18 protein-coding genes and 1 pseudogene are annotated in these 20841 nt (G+C 44.1%); 3 read left to right on the plus strand and 16 right to left on the minus strand.

Annotated elements, in window-relative coordinates:
- Window positions 1–27: 27 nt before the first annotated feature.
- From AC0WRU_RS15150 to AC0WRU_RS15170, 5 genes are all read right to left on the minus strand, one after another.
- Window positions 28–906, minus strand: a complete 879-nt coding sequence (locus AC0WRU_RS15150) for a carbohydrate ABC transporter permease (protein WP_025682783.1) — start codon at window positions 904–906, stop codon at window positions 28–30.
- A gap of 27 nt (window positions 907–933) precedes the next feature.
- Complete coding sequence (locus tag AC0WRU_RS15155) at window positions 934–1824, minus strand: ABC transporter permease (RefSeq protein WP_025682784.1); 891 nt, start codon at window positions 1822–1824, stop codon at window positions 934–936.
- A 248-nt stretch (window positions 1825–2072) separates the two neighbouring features.
- Window positions 2073–3755 (minus strand): type 2 periplasmic-binding domain-containing protein, encoded by a 1683-nt coding sequence (locus tag AC0WRU_RS15160; protein WP_476125384.1) that lies wholly within the window; start codon window positions 3753–3755, stop codon window positions 2073–2075.
- A 135-nt stretch (window positions 3756–3890) separates the two neighbouring features.
- Window positions 3891–5588: a response regulator transcription factor gene (locus tag AC0WRU_RS15165; RefSeq protein WP_476125385.1), complete on the minus strand. Its 1698-nt coding sequence runs from the start codon at window positions 5586–5588 to the stop codon at window positions 3891–3893.
- The gene (locus tag AC0WRU_RS15170) at window positions 5563–7383 is read right to left on the minus strand and encodes a sensor histidine kinase (RefSeq protein ID WP_476125386.1); all 1821 of its coding nucleotides are present in this window, start codon (window positions 7381–7383) and stop codon (window positions 5563–5565) included. Before AC0WRU_RS15170 ends, AC0WRU_RS15165 begins: the two co-directional genes overlap by 26 nt.
- Window positions 7384–7497: 114 nt before the next feature.
- Between AC0WRU_RS15170 and AC0WRU_RS15175 the strand changes: the two genes are divergently transcribed.
- A complete protein-coding gene (locus AC0WRU_RS15175) occupies window positions 7498–7644 on the plus strand; it encodes a hypothetical protein (RefSeq protein WP_209440971.1) in 147 nt (48 codons plus the stop codon).
- Between the two features lie 35 nt (window positions 7645–7679).
- Here AC0WRU_RS15175 and AC0WRU_RS15180 read toward each other — a convergent pair whose 3' ends face one another.
- On the minus strand, window positions 7680–8117 hold the full coding sequence (locus AC0WRU_RS15180; RefSeq protein ID WP_476125387.1) for a NucA/NucB deoxyribonuclease domain-containing protein: 438 nt from the start codon (window positions 8115–8117) through the stop codon (window positions 7680–7682).
- Between the two features lie 445 nt (window positions 8118–8562).
- Here AC0WRU_RS15180 and AC0WRU_RS15185 point away from each other — a divergent pair, with 445 nt between their 5' ends.
- Window positions 8563–8865: a hypothetical protein gene (locus tag AC0WRU_RS15185; protein WP_476125388.1), complete on the plus strand. Its 303-nt coding sequence runs from the start codon at window positions 8563–8565 to the stop codon at window positions 8863–8865.
- Window positions 8866–8941: 76 nt separating this feature from the next.
- Here the strand turns inward: AC0WRU_RS15185 and AC0WRU_RS15190 are convergent, their stop codons facing one another.
- From AC0WRU_RS15190 to AC0WRU_RS15210, 5 genes are all read right to left on the minus strand, one after another.
- Window positions 8942–10819 carry an Ig-like domain-containing protein gene (locus AC0WRU_RS15190; protein WP_476125389.1) on the minus strand — a complete coding sequence of 626 codons (1878 nt, stop codon included), beginning with the start codon at window positions 10817–10819 and terminating at the stop codon, window positions 8942–8944.
- Between the two features lie 120 nt (window positions 10820–10939).
- Complete coding sequence (locus tag AC0WRU_RS15195) at window positions 10940–11362, minus strand: YolD-like family protein (protein WP_476125390.1); 423 nt, start codon at window positions 11360–11362, stop codon at window positions 10940–10942.
- Window positions 11363–11378: 16 nt separating this feature from the next.
- Window positions 11379–12047 carry a uracil-DNA glycosylase gene (locus tag AC0WRU_RS15200; protein WP_476125391.1) on the minus strand — a complete coding sequence of 223 codons (669 nt, stop codon included), beginning with the start codon at window positions 12045–12047 and terminating at the stop codon, window positions 11379–11381.
- Window positions 12048–12322: 275 nt separating this feature from the next.
- Window positions 12323–12982, minus strand: coding sequence for an S-layer homology domain-containing protein (locus AC0WRU_RS15205; RefSeq protein WP_025683432.1), 660 nt, complete (start codon window positions 12980–12982; stop codon window positions 12323–12325).
- A 491-nt stretch (window positions 12983–13473) separates the two neighbouring features.
- Window positions 13474–14352: a LysR family transcriptional regulator gene (locus tag AC0WRU_RS15210; protein WP_025683431.1), complete on the minus strand. Its 879-nt coding sequence runs from the start codon at window positions 14350–14352 to the stop codon at window positions 13474–13476.
- 136 nt (window positions 14353–14488) lie between these two features.
- On the opposite strand from AC0WRU_RS15210, the gene AC0WRU_RS15215 reads away from it, so the two are divergent.
- The gene (locus tag AC0WRU_RS15215) at window positions 14489–15700 is read left to right on the plus strand and encodes an MFS transporter (RefSeq protein ID WP_476125392.1); all 1212 of its coding nucleotides are present in this window, start codon (window positions 14489–14491) and stop codon (window positions 15698–15700) included.
- Between the two features lie 320 nt (window positions 15701–16020).
- Here AC0WRU_RS15215 and AC0WRU_RS15220 read toward each other — a convergent pair whose 3' ends face one another.
- The 5 genes and pseudogenes from AC0WRU_RS15220 to AC0WRU_RS15240 all read right to left on the minus strand — a co-directional run bounded on the left by AC0WRU_RS15220 (window position 16021) and on the right by AC0WRU_RS15240 (window position 20680).
- Window positions 16021–16431: a hypothetical protein gene (locus AC0WRU_RS15220; RefSeq protein ID WP_476125393.1), complete on the minus strand. Its 411-nt coding sequence runs from the start codon at window positions 16429–16431 to the stop codon at window positions 16021–16023.
- Between the two features lie 223 nt (window positions 16432–16654).
- A pseudogene (locus AC0WRU_RS15225) lies at window positions 16655–17084 on the minus strand (DDE-type integrase/transposase/recombinase); the annotation flags it as partial.
- A gap of 613 nt (window positions 17085–17697) precedes the next feature.
- Window positions 17698–18069 carry a hypothetical protein gene (locus tag AC0WRU_RS15230; protein WP_476128718.1) on the minus strand — a complete coding sequence of 124 codons (372 nt, stop codon included), beginning with the start codon at window positions 18067–18069 and terminating at the stop codon, window positions 17698–17700.
- Window positions 17964–20429: a glycoside hydrolase family 66 protein gene (locus AC0WRU_RS15235; RefSeq protein ID WP_476125394.1), complete on the minus strand. Its 2466-nt coding sequence runs from the start codon at window positions 20427–20429 to the stop codon at window positions 17964–17966. Before AC0WRU_RS15235 ends, AC0WRU_RS15230 begins: the two co-directional genes overlap by 106 nt.
- Window positions 20430–20569: 140 nt before the next feature.
- A complete protein-coding gene (locus AC0WRU_RS15240) occupies window positions 20570–20680 on the minus strand; it encodes an S-layer homology domain-containing protein (protein ID WP_476125395.1) in 111 nt (36 codons plus the stop codon).
- Between the last annotated feature and the right edge of the window lie 161 nt (window positions 20681–20841).

Here is a 20841-nt window from a genome sequence, read left to right on the forward strand (position 1 = left end):
TTCATCTCCTTCGTCATCAATAATGGTTTACTCCTTGACAGAGCCGAGCGTCATACCTTTAACAAAATACTTTTGTAAAAATGGATACACAATGAGGATTGGCGCTGCACCAATGAAAATTTGCGCTGCATTAACCGTCGTTTGAGAAAGTAATTCCATCTCTTTGGGACTCATGCTCATGGAACTCATGTCCTTCTGAATAATTACGGTTTGCAGGAATGTCGCCAGTGGATAATCCTTTGCATTGCTCAAATAGAGCAGACCGTCAAACCATGAGTTCCAATGAAATACCATACTAAACAGCGCAATCGTCGCAATAGATGGCATGGATATCGGTAAAAAAATACTAAACAATGTCCGAAAGTGTCCTGCTCCGTCGATCAGAGCCGCCTCCTCCATCTCTTTGGGAATTCCTCTAAAAAAGTTCAACATGAGAATGACAAGAAATGTATTGACCGCTCCCGGCAAAACAAGAACCCAAAAGCTGTCCATTAGATGAATCTTTTGAATAACCATATAGAATGGAACCAGACCACCGTTAAAAATCATACTGAATACGAACAGCCATGAATAAACGTTTCGGCTACGGAACACAGACGTTTCTTTTGAAAGTGGATAAGCAGCTAAAAAGGTAATAAGAAGCGTCAATCCAGTTCCCAGTATAGTCCGACAGACAGAAACCCAAATGGAGTGCAGAAAAATGGGGTTATTCATCGTCTTCTTATAGGCTTCTAATGAAAATTGAACCGGCCACAGTCCAACCAGATTGGCATCTGCTGCTGATTTAGCACTAAATGATACCGCCAGCACATGAATCAGTGGAACGATGCACATGATGGACAAAATCACGAGTAAACAAATATTAAACACATTGAAGATGCGGTATGGCGTTGTTTTATGATACATGACTCTCCCTCTTTCAGCCTAATGGAATCAAAATATGCGGTAACCTGCCCATTTGTAAGCAAGTCGATAAGATATCAGAATGAGAATCATACTGATAACGGATTTGAACAATCCAATGGCGGTGGCAAAGCCCATTTCTCCATTAATTAACGCCGTCCGGTAGACGAAGGTGTCAATAATATCACCTTTTTGGTATACTAGCGGGTTGTAAAGGTTGAAAATCTGGTCAAAGCCGGCGTTCAAAACATTACCAAGCGCAAGCGTACCGACAACCACTACCATCGGAATCAGCGAAGGTATAGTGATGTGTAGCGTCTGTCTCCAGCGGCTCGCCCCATCCATCTCGGATGCCTCGTACAACGAAGGATTAATGCCCGCCAGTGCGGCGAGAAAAACGATGGTGTTGTAGCCAAACTCCTTCCATATATCCGATACAATGACAGTAAAACGAAACCAGTTATTATCCCCCAGAAAAAAGATGGGCTGGATTCCAAAGCTCCCGAGAATACGGTTCATAAAGCCATCTGTAGCCAACAGATCAATCAGGATTCCGCCCAAGATTACCCACGAGAGAAAGTGTGGCAGATAAACCAGTGTCTGAATGGAACGCTGAAGTCCAACCTTGCGGATTTCATTCAGCAGTATGGCAAAAACAAACGGAATCAGCAGATTGAAAAACATCTTTAACACCGCAATAATAAGCGTATTCCAGACGACCTGAAGACTGTCCTCTCGTTGAAACAAATAGCGGAAATTATCCAGTCCAACCCACTCGGAACCGGTTATGCCGAGCCAAGGCTTGTAATTTTGAAAGGCCATCACAATGCCGCCCATCGGAATGTAGCTGAATACAATTAAGAAAATGATGGCTGGCAGCAGCATGATATGAAACGGCCACGTACGTTGCAGACTTCTCATTGCAGTTCCTCCTGTAACTCTCATGTTATACTTCAATTATAAAAGCCTTTTCGCTGTCCCGACAGTTCAAAAAACCAACATACATGGCACAAAAGCAATCATTTTTTAAGCTCGCCATACGAATGAAACTTTATCTCGCACACATAATAATAGCGCATTCATTTCCAATTAATTCTGGTGAAGCTGTAGTAAAAAGGCTGTCCACCTTGGGACAGCCCGCCTAATCCATTTCACAACATCAATCGTTTTTACTTTTCAGCGCTCTTATACCATTCGTTCACTTCTTTTGTAATTTGTTCGCCTCCGGCATTCTTCCACGTCTGCACGAAGGTATCAAAAGCCGAAATTGGCTGTTTGCCATAAATAATTTCATTGAAGGTCTGGTTTTCAATCTTATCCAGATAGTCCTTTTTGGCCTTCATAGTTGGCGTAGTAGGGCCCGTGAACTGATCCTTCATGGAGATGTCCTTCTGTTCCATCAACACCTTGGCAGCCGCAGGAGTACCTTTTCCGTAGTTAATCAATACATCCTTCTCCAGACGGGTTTCCGCTTTTTTGCCGTTAGCCAAGCTTAACAAAGCCTTCATTTGGGCATCAGGTACACGTGCACCATCACGAACCAGCAAATAACGAATAGAGTTTACATAACCCCCTGGTATTTTGTCGTTAGGCAACAGCTTTCCGTTCGCATCCAAATCATAGTCGTAGCCCTTAAACAGCCCATTCGACAAATCCCCATCTGGTTGAGAATTTGCATAGTGATCAAACAAGTAATTTTGATAGGTGAAAAAAGCTTCTGGATGCTGCATTTGCTTATTGATCAGTACGACACCATTGGTGTATTGAGTCCCATGGCGCATGGTTTTGTTATCAGGCCCCACTGGAATCTTGATCGGCTTCCATACGGCGCTCGGCGTATTTTTGACTGTATCATAAAGAGGCCAGCCGCTCATCCAGTATGGACCCGGTATGAGACCTGCTGTTCCTGCAATTGCAGGCTCTGACGTTTTAATTTCATCCCACAATGCTGCTTCCTTGGGGATATATCCCTTTTTCAGCCACTCACTCAGCTTTTGCAGCCCCGGCTTCATACCAGGCTGTACAGAGCCATATTCCAGACTGCCGTTCGTGCCTTTATTCCACTGTTGCGGGAGTGTACCGTACGCCCCGAAAATCCAGGACGGGTCACCCATCCAAGTGTTCATAGACGTTTTGAAACCGATGCTGAGCGGAATAACCTTGTCTGGAGACAGTCCGTCTGGGTTTTTATTTTTAAAGGCATCCATCACTTTTTCCAGCTCGTCCATCGTATGAGGGGCCTTCATGCCCAGCTTGTCCAGCCAATCTTGTCGCACCCACAATATATAATCGTGGTTATAAGCAAAATCAAGTACAGGAATACCCATTTTTTTGCCATCCCGGCTATACTGATTCCATACGCTCACATCCTGATTCATCGCTTGCTTCCAGGAATCTGAAGCGTACTTATCGAACAATGGACCCGCTTCCGCAAACATGCCCGAATCGATCATATCCTGTGCCAGCTGTTCACTCTCTGTCCCCAGTACAACGACGTCCGGCATCTCCTGACCGGAGGACATAGCCAAACGCAGCTTGGTGGCAAATGAACCATTCGTATCCGTGACAGACCAGAGTGATTTTATATTAATACCAAATTTCTCCTTAGCCCATTTTGTCGCAACGTTATTTTCGATAGATTCGCCATTTTTAAATTTTAAGGCGGGATCTACGCCCCATACCGTGGAAATTGTGACTTCCGGATTGTATTTTTCTTTGTATACGTTTTCAGTTTTTGCTTCGCTGTTTGCATTTTCATTATTCCCCGCTCCTGAGCAGCCGACAAGACCTACTCCTAATACCATAGTTGCGGCGAGCAACGACAATAGCTTTTTTTTCGAATGGACTCGCATATTGTTCCCCCTCAAAAATCATTTTCTACTCTTTTATTATAAGAGGGCTTTTCTACGTAGCCTATGTCACAAAATAAATATTTCTGCACCTTTCCCAACTGATCTTTACTAATTCCTTCTTTATTGGTCCCATCTTTACTGCTCCCGAAATTCATGCGGAGTCATTCCGTAATGCTTTTTGAACATTTTACTGAAATATTGGGGATTCTGATAGCCCAGTTCGGTTGTAATTTCGTATATTTTTTTGTTGGAATACTTGAGTAAATAAAGAGCCCGCTCCATTCTCATTCGGATGATATAGTCACCCAGACCTTCTCCGGTTTCAGCTTTATAAATTTTAGACAGATAGACTGGATGTAGATAAACCTGATCGGCAATCGTCTTCACAGACAGCTCCTGACCTTTATCCTGGGAGATGAGTTCCTGAACCTGCTTGACCACGTAGCTTTTGGCACTTTGCTCACTTGCCGACCATTCCGATTTCAGCTTGTTCATCATGGAAAAAATCCATTCCTTAAGGTTGGAGAACGATTGAACCATTTTCTGCGCATGTAACGGATCGAAGCCTACTTGATCCATCTGTGTAATGAAACGTCCTTGTTTGTGCGCTGTATACATAAAGGCGCTCGTCACCGAAATAAACAGCTCATATAAATGCTCGCGTGTATATCCCACCTCTTCCATTTTTCCAAATACACGGCTCACTTTCGCTTCGGCCTCTTCCCATTGCCTGGACTCTAGCAGATGAGTAAGCGTAGGATGCATATAAAGCCCCTCCAGCGACTTAACTGAGCTGTGTGGCTGTTCTGTCTCTTCTTTTATGAATAGCAGTGTATCTGTCTCCTCCTGATGGTTCCAGTATAAGGATCTTATCGCTGTCTGATATGCCTTAGGCAGCTCCTCTGGGAACATAAACCAACCAGTTACCGTGACGTAAATTTCCCCTTTCAAGTAATTGCTCACATTTTTTCGAAAGGTTTCGATAGTCGCCCGCAAAATACTACTATGCTCGTTCATACTAATTTCTGTTATTCGCTTCATATCATGCTGTTCTGGGGCATAATCTGATTCTTCTTCATGATGCATACTATACTTTTCCCGATTGTTATTCCAATTTTCTTCTATTAATACAATTAAGCAATCATGTGGCGCTTTACAGTGCCAAACATGAAAATCGGGTGCGAACACTTCTTCAGCAATATTTCCAATCGCATACTCGATTAAGGATACAGAATGATAATCCATATCAGAAAAATGCTTGCCTAGCTGAATAAGTAGCATACCAGCAGGATGTCCCGTGCGTAACATGATTTCGTACTGGGATAACTTGTCCTCTATCATCTGTACAGACAAATCACGTCCAAGTACCAAGTCGTGCATTAAGTGGGTGCGCAGCACACCAAAATCTGTCCTGCGATTATACTGTAATTGATGAATCTTGTTAAAAGCTTCCCATTCTTCCTTTAGCGAATCGATGGCAGCGGATACACATTTCATAAACTCCTCATCATCCACCGGTTTTAAAATATAATCAAAAGCCTTAAGCTGAAGTGCCTTTTTAGCATATTCAAAATCGGCATAGCCTGTTAGTAGCAAACATCGGATATGCGGCCATCGTTCATTTACCTCAACAATCAACTCCAGCCCTGTCATGCCAGGCATACGAATATCCGTAACCAGAATATCAATATCATACGCTTCCAGCACATCCACTGCTGCTAATGCGGAAGCGGCTTGATGAACCCTCTCAATGCCCAGCGCCTCCCACGGAATCGTAGCCGCCAGGCTTTCTGTTACATAGCTCTCATCATCTACCAGTAATATCTGAACCATCAGGGCCCTCCATTTTAACCATATTCGAATTTGACGAAGGTTTGATCAGGCTATTCGCCTGCTCTTCTTCTGTTAACAGCGGCCATTTTAAAACCGCACGCAGTCCTCCCAAAGGTGACAATGAGAAGTCCAGTCCGGCGTCTTCCCCAAAATGTAATCGCATTCGTTGATGCACATTCCATAATCCGTAGCCGCCTTCCTCTTCTACCGGCTTGTCAAGTGCTAATCTCAGAGACATTATAGCCTCCCTGCCCAAACCGAGTCCATTATCATCCACAAACAAGCACATATATGGGCCGATCTGTTCCGTTGTAATGCGGATTATACCATCCTCTGCTTGAGGTTCTATCCCATGCAGCACCGCATTTTCTACTAGTGGTTGCACTACAAGCAACGGAATCAGCAGACTGTTAGCCTGTGAAGAAACATGAATTGAAAACGTTAGCCGTGGCATACGCATCTGCTGAATTTTCAAATAATAATGAACAAACTCGATTTCCTCTGATAAAGGTACCAAATCCCGTTCCTGTCTTGTCGTATATCGATAATACTTGGACAAATTATGAGCCATTGCCACGACCGCCTCATGATTACGCAGCTTCGCCATACTTGTAATAAAAGAAAAACAATTATAGAAAAAGTGTGGATTGATTTGTGACTGGAGCTGCTTTAGACGCGCTTCCTTCACATGTAGCTTCTCAACATAAACCTTTTCAAACAGCTCCTGGATCTGTCCGACCATCAAATTAAATTGACGAGATAGGAAAGCAAATTCATGACTCCCCTTCGGACTCAATCGAACAGCATAGTCCCCATCCTTTAATCTCCGAAATGCCCGCACAAGCTGAAGAATCGGCACTTGCACCTGTGAATGAAGCAGATAAGCACCAATGAAGCCTACCAGCAGCAAGCCAACTACGGTTATATAAAATAGTCGATTAGATGTGTAAATCGGAGACATCATATCGGACAAAGGCATGTAGTCTATCAAATACCAGCCCATCGTTTGTGAAAGAACGGCGTGAACAAGGTAACTCTCTTCTCCAACTTTCACGGTCAGATTATCAACTTCATGCAGTCCCATCTTCTCCAGTTTCGTAATCAGCCTGCCTGACAGCTCTTCATTCGCAGTACGATTATAGATTACTCCTACACCTTTTTTATAATAAAAAGGTTCCTTCCGTCCATCGCCTTTGAAGCGGTCAAGCATGTCCTGAATATTGCTGCTGTCAAATTCGACCTTAATAATCGTGTTAGCGGTTTCCGGATTACCAAGTGAAGAAAACGGGGATAATGTATACAATGAAAATATAAACTGATCCTTCCCGTACATCTTTTTTTTAGATACCTGCCAGCCGTTTTTAATCATTTGCTTTAATTCTTTCTGATCATAAAAATCGGCTCCTTCTTCTGATACAACACGTCCGAGCGAAGGTGAATAAATACTCAGACCGGTTCTCCAATTAGATGAGCTTTCCTGAAGTCCGAGCTTGGTTTGGATCCGTTTGACAAGGTTAATGCCATCCAAATTGAGAACCTTGTCCTTTAAAAAAATCGCTTGAAAACTGGCTACATCAGGGTCATGAATCAGCAGATGCGGCCAGGAGGAAATCATTTCAATATTCGTATTCACCTGATTTTGAAAAAAAGTCAACTGGTTATAATTAGACTGATTCAGCTCCTTACGTAACACTCCTGTCGTTGTCTGATTAGAATAAACATACAGGATTAGCACAGGTATAAGCAATACGATAACGATGGAGAGAATTTTAGTATAAAAATTAAATTTAAACATGAGTTCTACACATCCTCTGCACATAAAACAGGCATACTTAAATGGTATGCCTGAGCCCTGACCTTCGTCACCGTCAGTACATACTATACATTATCAATGGTTGGCGGTGATAATATGTTCGATGCTAAGCAAATGGAGTGGTTAAATCAACTATCCGCTGAAGACTTGGCCATTTTGGGTGCCGGCTTCAATACACTTGGTGATTTTTTTGCTTTTCTGGCGTTGATTAAGGCCAAAAAGGAAACAGGCAAAAAAAATTAATTTTAAGATACACACACCCGGATTCGAATCCATGACTACTTCACGACAAATTGCACACGCGTTCCATCCTTATACTCATCCAATTGGTGACTTACCCATGACCCTGCCCCCCGATTATCCTTAGGAGCTATGTATTTGACATTTGCGCCTTTGCCACCTTCTGTACACATAGCCATTGGCCATTCATCACGATCATACCCTTTACGGGTCGGAATACCTGCGAGCGATTGCTTGCGGTTTTGATCAGCGCCTTCACGATCAATTGTGCATACCGTCGATTTCCCTGCCCGTATCGCTTCCTTGATATGGTGTGCTGTTTCAGGATAACGTCCTGACGGAAATTGCAGTGTAACTTGGGCCGAGGAAGGCTGGTTCTCTCCTGTCTTTTTTGTATGGAGATCGCCTCCTTCAAACCAGTACACACCCGCAGCCAGTATCACTATGGTTAAAAAACTTAACAACTTTTTCTTCAATCTGTCTCTTCCCTTCAAGCTATTTCGGTGAATAACCTTCAACCAAGGAAATTCCCAAACTTTATTTTTCTGTAACCCGACTCAATGAGATATCCAGCGGACAAGCCCGAAGAAGGCACACCACAGAAGAAGACTGATCAAAATTCCCCAAAATAAGCCTTTAAAAAGCTTCATACCGTACTGACAACCTTTCCGACTGGGCTTTTCCCTATTATAACATGTCAGAAAGACTGTTGTCGCAGCACCGCATATATCTTAATTATAAATATCTTATATTAAAACATAATAATCTGAAGATACATTGGAATCATTCCTGAAAAAGGGCTAATACCATTGAAAATGCAATTATGACATAAAAAAAATCACATTTTAATCAATATTTAATGAAAGTTTTCCGAAAATGATGTATAATTATTGACATAATAAAACGTACGAGGTGATCATCATGGCATTATTAAACAGAGTACAGGAGTTAAAATTGCAACTGCCTAGCGAGCATCACAGCATTTCACAATACGTGGAGCATGCGCTGCATTCAATTGACAATTTTGTTGAGCAACATCGTCAATTTATAGCCGCTCAGGCTTTGTATGGTGAAAAAATTAACGGCACGGAAGAAAGACTGTTTCGAGATACCATTTCCGAGATTAAAGCTCAGCTGGTGGCAACGCTGGAAAAGACGGTTGAAGATCTCTCTCACAAAGGCGACAAGCACTGGAAGAACCATTATCAGGACGGCGTAGAATAAGTTGAAAAATAACCCCCGGTCATGGACATGGACCGGGGGTTATTTTTGCATAAGTGATATATGCAATATATGAAGATTATTTTAACACTCTGACAGAGGTAGCTACCGTCTTACCGTTATAAACCACTTTAATACTTGAATTTCCGTAAGCCAATGCTTTCACCTGGCCTCCGCTAACCTGTACGATAGAAGGCTTGGAGGAAGTCCATGCCGCTGAACTTGTCACGTTGGCAATTGTGCCTGTGTCATAAACCGCATTCACGCTCAGCACTTGAGAGGAACCGTTAGGAAGCTTCAAGTTCTTGTTACTCAATACCAGCTTGAGCAGCTTAGGTGTAACTTTGACCTCAATATTAAACGACTTATCCTGGTATGTGCCCGTAATCGTCGCTGTTCCAATCCCAACCGCTTTGATGGCTGAGCCTTTTACAATCGCCACGGAAGCATTGGAAGTTGTCCATTTCACTTTGTTGCTGAGCGTAACTTTTTTACCATCTGTATATACACCGATGACCTTGACGGATTGACTCCCTTTCAAATTCATCTCAGCGCTTGAGAAGCTTGGCGTTAACGTAGAAATAGTTCCTTCCACGATGACAGGCACTTTCACATATTTATTCAAATACATAGCCTTGATTCCGGAGTTACCCCCGCTTACTGCTTTTACCTTGCCATTTCCTACTGTAACTGCAGCAGTAGTAGCCGCCCAGCTTACTTGATTGGTAACATCGAGCGTTCCACCACCAGCCATTTGTGCTTTTACCGTGGGAACACTCACTTCTTGTCCTGCTACGAGCACATACTTTTTCTCGGAGGCGGTCAGCTTGAGAACTTTGTATTGTACAGTTACCGGGATATCCAGCTTAATGGCACCCAATGTAGCTGTCAGTGTCGCGCTACCCGGGTTCACTGCAATCAGCTTACCGTTTGCAATTTTGACGACACTTTCATTGCTTAGGCTCCATTTTACATCGGATTGTACTGCTTTTTTGGCTCCATTGACCAAGTAAGCAGATATGCTCGGAAGAGCCGTTTTGCTTCCTGTTTCGAGAGATAAGCTTCCTTTGCTTGATACCAGCTTTTCAATGGTCGACAATACGTTGACCTTCAAGGTCTTGCTCAAACCGTGATAGGACACTGTAATTACCGAATTTCCTGCGTCCAATGGGCTAATTTTTCCTTGCTCCACTGTGGCAACCAGCGGATTGGAGGAAGTCCATTCTGCAGTGCTGGTAACATCAGCTTTACCTCCGGTAAGGTTCACATCAGTCGCATTGACCTGAATTGGTGAACTACCCAGGAAGACCGATTGGGAAGCGGATGGACTCAATATCAATGCCTGGGAAGAGGATCGTACATACACGATCGTTTGTGCTTTGAGTTCATCTTTGCTTGCTTTAATGTAAGTCATGCCCTTGGCAAGAGGACGAACCAGACCATCTTCCACTGTAGCCACGGACGGATTCGTGGATGTCCATTCCACACCGGATATTTTATCTGTACCGCCCGCCGTAAGCGTACCTTGGACAGTCAATTGCTTCGAATCTCCGCTAACCACCAAATTGATGGGACCGGATGGATCTATTTGCAGCTTGCTGTAAGGCGATTTAACCGTAATCGTTGTGCTTACCGTTTGCTGTTCATATGTGGCAACAACCTTAATCTGCCCTTTTGACACAGGAGTAATGAGTCCCTTATCTACCTTTAAAATGCTTGAATCCCCAGAGATCCATTCTGCCTTTTGTGTAACATCTTCTTTGCCCTTTTCTGTCAATGACCACACTTTTAATTGAGCGGGGCTTCCACCCAGATTCAATGTAGTCGAATTTTGACTGTCCCACTGTACCGTGGAGGTCGTGCTCCCCTCCGCTTGGATCAAACCCGCTGGCAATGTTGCAAATAAAAACATCAGCACAGCAAGTAAGAAGGTACTCCGTTTGCTCATACGTTTCATTCGTTTCTCTCCCTTAGTTTCAGTTCTATAAATAGGATATAATTAACAATCCCATTACTTTATCGGTAAACAGCTACTTGATTTGAACCCTTAGGAAGAAAAAAAGGCGGATTATAACAGTTAAAGTTCTCCGCGTAGCGACCTGACCACGAACTGATGACCTTCCTTGGACAAGATTTGTCCATCATCCAAAACAACATCGTAATCCGTGTGACTGGTCAATTTTGCGTTGAAGGCAATCAACTGGTCTTCTTTCCAAACGGTCACTGCCGATTGAAAAAGAATGGCATTATCAAACTGCAATGGAACGCTCATCACATAACCGATAGAATTTAGCTTCGCCGGATGACGGCTTTTGCGCTCACGCCCGGGAGGGAGCATCGAAATATACGTAATATTTTCAAAAGGAATAGACAACATCTTCGGGCCTAAAATAACGCACTTGTGCGTGTCATCCCATTTTTCAATCGTGCCGCGCACCTTTTGGGTATGACCGTTGTTGCCGTGATATAAAATGACCTGACGTCCCTTCCATTGACGCATGTCCTCACCTCCAGTGCTAGCGGTTAGGAATCTCCCACCAAATCGGTTCCATTCCATGCTCAATCAAAAATGCATTGGTGCGCGAAAAAGGCTTGCTGCCGAAAAAACCTCTGTGAGCCGCCAATGGACTCGGATGGACGGATTTCAGCACCAAATGCTTACTGGTATTCACAAAGCTAGCTTTTTTCTGAGCATGGCTCCCCCACAAAATAAATACTGCCGGCTGCTCACGCTCATTAATGGCTTCAATGACGGCATCTGTGAAACGTTCCCAGCCTATTCCCTGATGAGATTGCGGTTGTCCTTCACGCACGGTCAGCACATTGTTCAGCAGCAGCACTCCCTGCTCTGCCCAAGGAACAAGGTAGCCCTGATTGGGAATGGGGGTGCCGAGATCATCGCGCAACTCTTTATATATATTTTGCAGAGACGGCGGTGTACGCACACCTGGTCTTACGGAAAAGCTCAAGCCGTGGGCTTGTCCCTCTCCATGATAGGGGTCCTGCCCCAATATAACCGCTTTGGTAAGATGATATGGTGTTAATTTAAGTGCGGAAAACAAATCTTCCTTTGGAGGGTAGACTTTATGTATCTTGTATTCACGTGCTAATGTATACCTCAATTCATTGAAATAAGGCTTTTCTACCTCTTCCCGTAAAACTTCATCCCAATCATTACCAAACATAACTCCCGTCTCCTCTCGATATATGGGTCCCGAAATGTTTAGGCGCTTTATTCACAAAAAAATAAGCTGGTCTCCCTCATCCGGAGCCAGCTTATTTATTCGTTACCTGTGTTACATGCCGAAGGACCAGGATAGAAACCATACGATAATCAGCTACCATTGGATCTAAATTCGATTTCCTTATTATAGCATTAAAGATAATCGTGTCAAGTAACTGTAAACCCAAATCCGCACGGTACCTCGTAACAATCAAGGGATTGGCTCAGAACATTGGATTAAGCCTTATGAGCGTTCAGATACTCTAGCGCGTTATACAACATAATGGCTGCTTCCGCACGTGTAATCTCGCTTTTTGGATTAAACTTTCCGCTGGCATCCAAGTTATTGACCTTATATACAAGCGAACGCTGAATGCTGCCTTGATAGGAAGGCTCCAACTTGCTATCATCGGCAATCGTTGCAGGTGCAATTTTGATCATCGGCAGGCTGCCCGCTTTTTCCATGCCCTGAATCAGCATATGGGTGAACTCTTCCTTGGTCAGAGTTTTTGAAGGATCGATATCTTTGGGAATCTCCACGCCATTATAATGCGCGTTGATAAAGGCTTCGGCATACCATGCTGTATCCTTAACATGGGAGAACAGTCCGCTGGCCTGTGGCGCCTTATTAAAATCAATAGCAGCCAAACTGAGCTGAAATCCGCCGGAGATCAACTGAATGCCTTGGGCAGCAGTCACTCTAGAGGCGGGGAGAAACTGCGTATCAGAGACCCCTTTGAGCAAACCCTGATTTTGAAGGGAAATGATTTTGTCTTTGCCGCTTATGCTGTCCAAATCCTTGAACTGATTGCCCGCCGCAAACATTTGACCTCCAAAAGAGAAGGAAAGAAGCAAAACTGTGGTCATGGCTGCGAATGCGCTTTTTCTCATATTCATGTAAGTTCCACCTTGTAGTTGAATTAGGCCGCCTGGCCATTAACAATCTCTTTGACGTAGTTCAGGATGGAAAGGTTGCAAGCGATCTAACAGAGATTCGGATGAAGATTGCGGAATGCTCAATTCTTATCTTTCACACCAATCACGATGACATCCCCTCAAAATTATGCATATCAATAACCGTTACATTGTCCTGAGAAACAGTCCGGGATTGAGTTGGTCGGCCTGCGCACGGACGGCGGGGCTTCCTCCAACAATTGGCTGATGAAATTTCAGGCCGATATTCTGGTCAACCTTGTGACCCGATTCACATGTGCCGAGCTGTCGGCCATGGGTTCGGTCTATCTCGGTGGGCTCGGCACAGGCTTTTGGTCCGATCCAGAGCAAATCACTTTTAATCTTAAAATGTATGAAGCATACAAACCAAAGATGGATGACGCTACCAGAGAGAAATATCTTACTTTTACTTTTACAAAGGCCCTTTTATTAAGTTACTCACTCGAACGATATAACTGACCCAACGCTTTTACAAACTCACGTGCTGCCGGGGTCGCTTCATCAAAGGAATGCGCGATAATTCCGATATCCCGCGTAATCCGGGGAATAATCTCTTTAACGATTAGTGAATGGGACACCGAGGAAAGCGTAAACTTCGATATAATGCCGATGCCCAGCTTTTTTTGGACCATGTGGACTAACGTTTCAGCCGTTTGGACCGTGAGACTCTCCTGGAAAGGAATTTGCTGCTCATGCAAGGTGTTTAATACAGCAGATTCATGTCCTCCTTTACAGAAGATAAGGTCGTTCCTGTTCTGTTCCAGAGAAACCTTGTGTTCTGCTTGCAATGGATGATTCTCCGGTATGATGGCAACCATGGAATCGTGTTCAAGAATGCGGACGTCATAATGATCGAATGGAGAAGCTACTATTCCAATCTCGACAGTGCGATCCTCCACCCATTGTTTAATTTGGTTCGAGTTTCCTTCCATCAGTTCAATGGTGACTTCGGGATATTTGGAGCGGAATAAGCAGATCGCTTCCGGAAGCAAGTTCGTAGAGGCCGCCGGGAAGGAGCCTATTTTTACTTTACCGCGCAAAAGCTTATTCTCCTGACACGCAAGCTGAACCATTTTATGTTCGATCTCCTTCATTTGTCTGGCCAAACTTAGCATTTCTTTTCCCACTTCGGTCAGTACGAGTCCATTCTGCTTGTCGCGAATAAACAATTTTACCTGCAAAGTATTTTCAAATTGGATCAAAGCCTTGCTAACCGCAGGCTGAGAAATAAACAGTGCTTTGGCAGCCTCCGTCATATTCATTTTCTCCGCAACCTTCATAAACACTTCAAGATGATTCATATTCACAGACATACACCTATTATAACCATACGGTTATTCCCTCTATGAAATAATAGTATTTCAGTTATATCAAAACATACCTTATGATAAAAAACAACTCCTGCTCCTTATGAGCAGATGTAATGCTTGATTAGAAGGGGATTGGAATATGAATGCAAATCTGAATTTTACCGAACAAACTACCAGAGATACAGCTTCATCTAAAGGGCTTCCATGGGGCGGGTTGCTGGCGCTTGCTATGACCGGATTTATTTGTATTCTCACCGAAACGCTTCCCGCTGGTCTATTACCACAAATCAGCAAAGGACTGGGAATATCGGAAGCTTTGGCTGGCCAATTGGTCACGTTGTATGCTCTCGGTTCGCTCGCTGCCGCAATCCCGTTGACTGCCGCAACACGGGGCTGGCGACGACGGCCTTTATTATTGCTCTGTATCATTGGCTTTCTCATGTTTAACACCATTACGGCACTGTCTTCTTACTATATCTTGACGCTGGCTGCCCGTTTCCTTGCAGGCGTATCCGCTGGTGTGTTATGGGGGATGCTTGCTGGCTATGCCCGGCGAATGGTGCCGGATGCATTAAAAGGGCGCGCCATGGCTGTCGCCATGGCAGGAACCCCGCTGGCTCTTGCCCTCGGCGTTCCATTAGGAACGTTCCTCGGTGCGCTTGTTGGCTGGAGAACGGTTTTTGGTACCATGTCCTTTCTTGCGGTAGTCTTAGTCGTCTGGGTACTATGGAAACTTCCAGATTTTCCGGGACAGACTACCCACCAGCGACTCCCGCTGAGTAAGGTTTTCACGATTGCCGGTGTTCGTCCCATTTTACTTGTCGTTTTGGTTTGGGTGCTGGCGCATAATATTCTGTACACCTATATCGCTCCTTATTTAAGTCAGGCTGGACTGGCCTCCCGAACGGATGTGGTACTGCTTATTTTCGGGATAACTTCGGTTGCCGGAATTGGATTGATCGGTGCATTGATCGACCGCTGGCTGCGTCTATTGGTACTCATGAGTACCCTTGGCTTTGCTGTAACTGCTGTGGCACTAGGAATCGGAAGTCACCAACCTGCCATCGTGTATTTAAGTGTTGCCCTGTGGGGACTGACCTTCGGCGGTGCCGCTACCTTATTACAGACCGCATTGGCCGAAGCGGCGGGCGAGAGCGCAGATGTAGCTCAGTCTATGCTTGTAACCGCTTGGAATCTGGCCATTGGCGGGGGCGGCTTGCTGGGCGGAATTCTTTTAGAGACGCTTGGGGTTCACTCTTTTCCGTGGACGTTGCTTATCCTTATGCTTCTTGCCTTCGTCGTTTCGTGGGGTGCCAAGGAGCACGGGTTTTCTGCAAGAAGATATGAGTAGACCCGAAACTCAAGAAACGGTATGGATGGAAGGAAAAAATTGTTTAGAGGTCAGCAGGTGATGGTAGCTTGAAAGTTGCATCATGAGATAGGCAGAAGCTAAATAAAACATGGGTTAAGTTACAAAAAGCCTTCCAATCCATCTTGATGGATCGGAAGGCTCTTTTACTGGGACCGATTCCTCTAATACAGCACCAGCACCTTCTCCAAGCAGCGTGCCAATTCATCATCGTGTAGCGGCTTGCGATGCGTATTCTCCAGATAGATATGTTTCTCTGTTTCCGGCATTACATATTGTTGTACCACAGGAACATATCGGGACTATCTCCCTGAATCCGGAGAAATCTCCGCACCGTGTGCCGCATGAGAAATGGTGTTATCGAGATTGGTCAACCAATCCGCTCGGTAGAAATGCTCCCCTCTTCCAGTTCCTGCGAGCAAGAGCGCTTCTTTACCCATCTGGTAGCTCCAAACTGCATGCGAAGCTTGTATAAATGCTCGTGGATAATCCTCTTCAAGAAATAACCCATAAGCGATGCAGATGTCAGTCAGCCCACGGGAGCCACTCAGATGCAATTCAATCTGCACAAGAAGCTGACTATACAGCCTGCGACATTCATCTTCAGGCAATTGTTTCATAATTCGCAGACACCGCTCTCGCAGTTCAACCCAGCCAGGGATTGCCGATTCGGCTTTTTTCTTGAACCAGCGTAAAATTGTATCCGCTTCCATTTGAAATGATCAGAGGTTCACAGGGTTTCATGTATTGTCATCTCCTATTCCATGATGAAGACTCTTCTACTTTTATTTTATAGGTCGGTAACATACTTAGATAGTCTTGATATTACTGATATTGCTCAATCATACAAAAAGATCAGACTATGATTACATTTTCATCATAGCCTGTGATCCAACGGGACATGAAGATTGGTGAGAGTATTGCTCATCCTATTAGGAAGTTCATCTGATTGACGAACTCCGTTTTCATGACGTTAAAGGTGGACTCCGCCACGGCATTATCGTAAGGACAGCCTTTCATACTGAGCGATCGCCCAATGTTGAAGGTGTTCAAATATCTCATCCATTTTTTGATTTTTGAACTCACTTCCCCGGTCTGTGTGAAACCACTGAATCTGACACAGATCACCTTTCACCGTCGCAAAGGCGCGGGAAACCAGTGCTGCGTCCTTACTGGGACCTGCACTATGGCCGATAATCTCTCGATTTAACAGATCGACCAGCACGCAAATATAGTGCCACTGGTTCCGGACTTTCACATAGGTGAAATCACTGACCACAAAGCGTTTAGCTTCCGTTTGGCTGAACTTGCGGTTCAGTATATTGGCGATAGCCGTTTCGTTACAAACGGCTTTATGGGGTTTATATGCTTTAAAATATCGACCTCCATTTGGAGGCGTTGGTTTTCTTTGCGTAAAACCATCAACTCATTCTCTTCAGGTGAACGATTGTCCTTCTCCTTGAAGGAGCCCGTTGTCTGAACTTGCTTAATCCAGCGATCCAGAGCCGAGCTGTGAGGCCATATTCCTACACCAGATCTGCTCTGGACTTCCCGTTCTCGTATAATTGCACCATTTGCTTCTTGAACTCTGCTGTAAAAGTACGTCGTTGCTTTGGCATTGCAGAGATCCACTCTTTAGGATGATAGGTTCATTCTACAAGCCCTCATTTTTCTTGTCCAACTAAGTGTAGCCTATCCAATCTCAATCAATTATTTTTTATCTACGTAATTTAAGTAGAAAAACTTTATATGACTCGTCTCAAGACACTAAGTAACTATTAAAGCGAAAACTCACTCACCGCTGGATTTCGGTTTGAAGTTATAAAAAAAATTACTTTATTATGAAAAAACACCTCTTCACTGGTATAGTGATCTCGACGATCTTCCCTTACCAAATGAAGCGGGGTTTTCCACATCTCGACTAGCCTCTTACAAAAACAAACTTATTCTCATAATCACTTTGTTTTTCTAGATTATCGCTAATTCTTCACAATCCTCACATCATCGATTTGTAAGTTCGTATTAGCTTCTGCTGCTTGATAAAAAGCAATGTTTATTTTTCCATTAGTTACATTCACTTGGCCCGAAATCTGGGAATAGGTACTGCTGTGGCTGATGTTGGTATACACCATATTTCCACAATAGTTGGAAAGTTCCATTCTGCTGATGGAAGGCGTTCCGGTATTCTGTTTAACCCTTGCTGTTACGGTATAGCTACCGTTTTCCAACCCAATAATGTCCTGCTCTATTTTCTGCTGATAGCCCTGACTTCCCCAGAAGTATGCCTTATACTTGCCTGAATCAGCAGCATCAGTGGTGTCCACACCTGCATTGGAACCAGTCGTTTCCATCCATTCAGGGTGCCTTCCTCAAAACCTCCGTTTACCAAACCCACCTGTGTTGGTGTGGGAGTTTCGCCTCCTGCCAGAATTTCCACATTATCGATTTGTAGATTTGTATTCCCCGCGGCCGCCTGATAAAAGGCAATATTTATCTTTCCGTTCGTTACACTCACAGTTCCACTAATTTTACTATAGCTATTGCTGTGAGGGATCGGTGTATAGACTGAGCTTCCTCCATAACCGGTCAATTCCAGTCTGCTTAGTGTAGGAGAGCCGTTATTCTGCTTAACCATCGCAGTAACCGTGTAAGTCCCGTTATTCAGTCCGCTCACAGTTTGTGATACTTTTCCTGAATAGCTATCTGCATTCCATATCCAATATTTACCACCAACATAAGCGTCAGTTGAATCCACACCATGTGCAGCTGTTCCTTCAAATGTCCAACCGTTCTCTCCATTTTCGAAATTTCCATTAACGATCTTTCCTTGCACTGGAGGTTCTTCGTTTCCCCCACCGCTGTTTTCACTACTCATATAGATCATGTTCCAGTATTCAAGGGATGGCACGGTAATTTTAACAAACTTGCCATTGCCATCGCTGCCTTTTGTAAAGGATAGTTTCTGTGTTCTTCCATCACTCGAATCTGGCGAAGCCAGCCAGACTGAATTTACATCATTTGAATAATAATACTTCACTTCATGGCTGCCAATTTTAGTCGGTGTTTCCTTTGTCCCGTCATTCGCTCTCCAATCATTTTTGCTCACACCTAGCAGATTGATCATTTGAATGATCTCATACTTGCTGTCTTTCTTGCCGTAGGCCCATACTTTATTGGCTTCTCCATTGGAACTGCTGGCATAAGCAGGCAACTCAATTCGATTGGCGGTCTCCGTCTGACCATCACGAAGCAGGTTTTCGTAGGCCACTATGAAATCATAAAGTCTATGTGTGCGATTCTTCAGATCGTCATTCATATATAAATTCTGCGCCGGGAAATACTCATTGCTTAACATATTCCCGTTATCTCCAAGCTCCATGCGTGATCCCCCAGCCGCATATACAGCAGCCTCCGTTAATAGTACTGCCGATGTGTTGAAAGCTTTGCCGGGGTTTGTCTTGCCATAATCGTATTCCATATAAGCCGGAACGATCAAGGATTTGCCTCCGCTTTCTTTTCTGGACTGTTCGATTTCCCTTTTCAAGGAATTATAACTGTCATACTGAACCCCCTCACTATCATGATCCCACGGCCAGATTTCGGTATACAATACATCCACATTGCTTTTGTTCACATTCTCTATACCCTGGCCGCCTACAGGATTGAAAACCAGATACTTGTTTCCAATGGCATTTTTTGCAGCGTTCAGAAAGCCAGTATACGTATCTTTTACATATAGCGTTTGATTATCGGATGTTTTCATTTTCCCCCATTCGCCTACGGTGTCCCCATGCCAGCCATCGAAATTAAAGGCTTTGAGCACTTTGTTCTCTTGATTGAAAATATAGTTCTGCCATCCTGTATTAGCCGGATTGAAGAAATACAAATGAGTTACACCTGTCGGAGAAGAATCCGCCATTTTAAAGCTAAACTGTCCTTTTCCGCTGGTGTTGTCATCTGCGTAATAAAGCGCCCAATCCTGCTGAACGCCATCTTTGTCGTACCCTGTCGTAGCACCATAAATCATGTTGTACTCCATATTGACCATGTTGGCGGCTTTGGCTTGGGAGATATAATTTCGTACAGTATCGCCATAGATCATACGTCCCGACCAATCATTCCATACATCTAGGTTGTCTGCCAAAGGCTTGTGATGGCGATACTGCCAATCATAGTATTGAAGTGCATTGATATGGTAATTTTTGAGCTTATCAATTCTCTCAGCCGTATTCGTATTCTGTCCGAAATCCCAAACATATCCATAACGCGGGAACTTCACCCATGTAGAAGATACATCTACGCCTACCGCGTCTGAATCAAGTATTTTGCCGGCAGCATCCTTAATGTCTACTACAATTAAATAGCCTTGATAATCTGTTGAAGGCGCTTTCCAATCCGTGGTCAACATTAGATCAGCATTATTCTTAAGATCATACGTCTTAATCAGAGCAGAGCCCACCTCGTTCTCGAGATGTTTCGCTCTTACCTCCACTTTGCCGCCTGCGATATCGAGACCCGTTCTGTTTTTCATATCAATTCTAAGCTCCACCGTTGCCCCTGGACTGTACATGGATTTATCCGTGGTTACATCAAATACCATTTTGCCTGTACTGGCTGCAGACAAATAACTTGATGATGTTCCCGCACTAGCTACTACCAACACGCTCGCCATAATGGCTGCAAGCCTAATTCTGATATCTCCCAGTCTCATTCTTATCATCCCCTCGTACCTCTAATTTGTTGAAGATCAACATCGCCAGATTACAGGTATTAAAAAATAGCCAGGCAACAAAATACTATCCTTCAAAGATAGCAGTTCTATGCCCGGCTGCCGTCAAATCATTTGCTACTTTACTTAATCAATTGCGCTATGGTTTGTGCCGCTTCTGCCCGGGTAGCATTGTATTCAGGTACAAAGGTTCCATCGGTATATCCTTTCATCAGACCGGCAGCCTTGTTCACCAAGTTCTCCAAACTTTAAGGTAAGCTGTACTGGCCTTCTAAAGGAATCCAATCTGGATATTCCTTTATCTGCCGTCGTTACTCCAAATTCAAATTCATAGGTCGAACCTGCCGGAAACCAAGGCTTTACACCCGGAAGCAAAGCATCCTTTGGCTCGATC

Source organism: Paenibacillus sp. 1-8, assembly GCF_056316205.1.

What these genes read in the sequence shown, in the direction of transcription:
- AC0WRU_RS15150 (WP_025682783.1), bottom strand. Translation starts at nt 906, where the DNA reads ATGTATCATAAAACAACGCCATACCGCATCTTCAATGTGTTTAATATT.
- AC0WRU_RS15155 (WP_025682784.1), bottom strand. Translation starts at nt 1,824, where the DNA reads ATGAGAAGTCTGCAACGTACGTGGCCGTTTCATATCATGCTGCTGCCA.
- AC0WRU_RS15160 (WP_476125384.1), bottom strand. Translation starts at nt 3,755, where the DNA reads ATGCGAGTCCATTCGAAAAAAAAGCTATTGTCGTTGCTCGCCGCAACT.
- AC0WRU_RS15165 (WP_476125385.1), bottom strand. Translation starts at nt 5,588, where the DNA reads ATGGTTCAGATATTACTGGTAGATGATGAGAGCTATGTAACAGAAAGC.
- AC0WRU_RS15170 (WP_476125386.1), bottom strand. Translation starts at nt 7,383, where the DNA reads ATGTTTAAATTTAATTTTTATACTAAAATTCTCTCCATCGTTATCGTA.
- AC0WRU_RS15175 (WP_209440971.1), top strand. Translation starts at nt 7,498, where the DNA reads ATGTTCGATGCTAAGCAAATGGAGTGGTTAAATCAACTATCCGCTGAA.
- AC0WRU_RS15185 (WP_476125388.1), top strand. Translation starts at nt 8,563, where the DNA reads ATGGCATTATTAAACAGAGTACAGGAGTTAAAATTGCAACTGCCTAGC.
- AC0WRU_RS15190 (WP_476125389.1), bottom strand. Translation starts at nt 10,819, where the DNA reads ATGAAACGTATGAGCAAACGGAGTACCTTCTTACTTGCTGTGCTGATG.
- AC0WRU_RS15195 (WP_476125390.1), bottom strand. Translation starts at nt 11,362, where the DNA reads ATGCGTCAATGGAAGGGACGTCAGGTCATTTTATATCACGGCAACAAC.
- AC0WRU_RS15200 (WP_476125391.1), bottom strand. Translation starts at nt 12,047, where the DNA reads ATGTTTGGTAATGATTGGGATGAAGTTTTACGGGAAGAGGTAGAAAAG.
- AC0WRU_RS15205 (WP_025683432.1), bottom strand. Translation starts at nt 12,982, where the DNA reads ATGAATATGAGAAAAAGCGCATTCGCAGCCATGACCACAGTTTTGCTT.
- AC0WRU_RS15210 (WP_025683431.1), bottom strand. Translation starts at nt 14,352, where the DNA reads ATGTCTGTGAATATGAATCATCTTGAAGTGTTTATGAAGGTTGCGGAG.
- AC0WRU_RS15215 (WP_476125392.1), top strand. Translation starts at nt 14,489, where the DNA reads ATGAATGCAAATCTGAATTTTACCGAACAAACTACCAGAGATACAGCT.
- AC0WRU_RS15220 (WP_476125393.1), bottom strand. Translation starts at nt 16,431, where the DNA reads ATGGAAGCGGATACAATTTTACGCTGGTTCAAGAAAAAAGCCGAATCG.
- AC0WRU_RS15230 (WP_476128718.1), bottom strand. Translation starts at nt 18,069, where the DNA reads ATGGAAACGACTGGTTCCAATGCAGGTGTGGACACCACTGATGCTGCT.
- AC0WRU_RS15235 (WP_476125394.1), bottom strand. Translation starts at nt 20,429, where the DNA reads ATGAGACTGGGAGATATCAGAATTAGGCTTGCAGCCATTATGGCGAGC.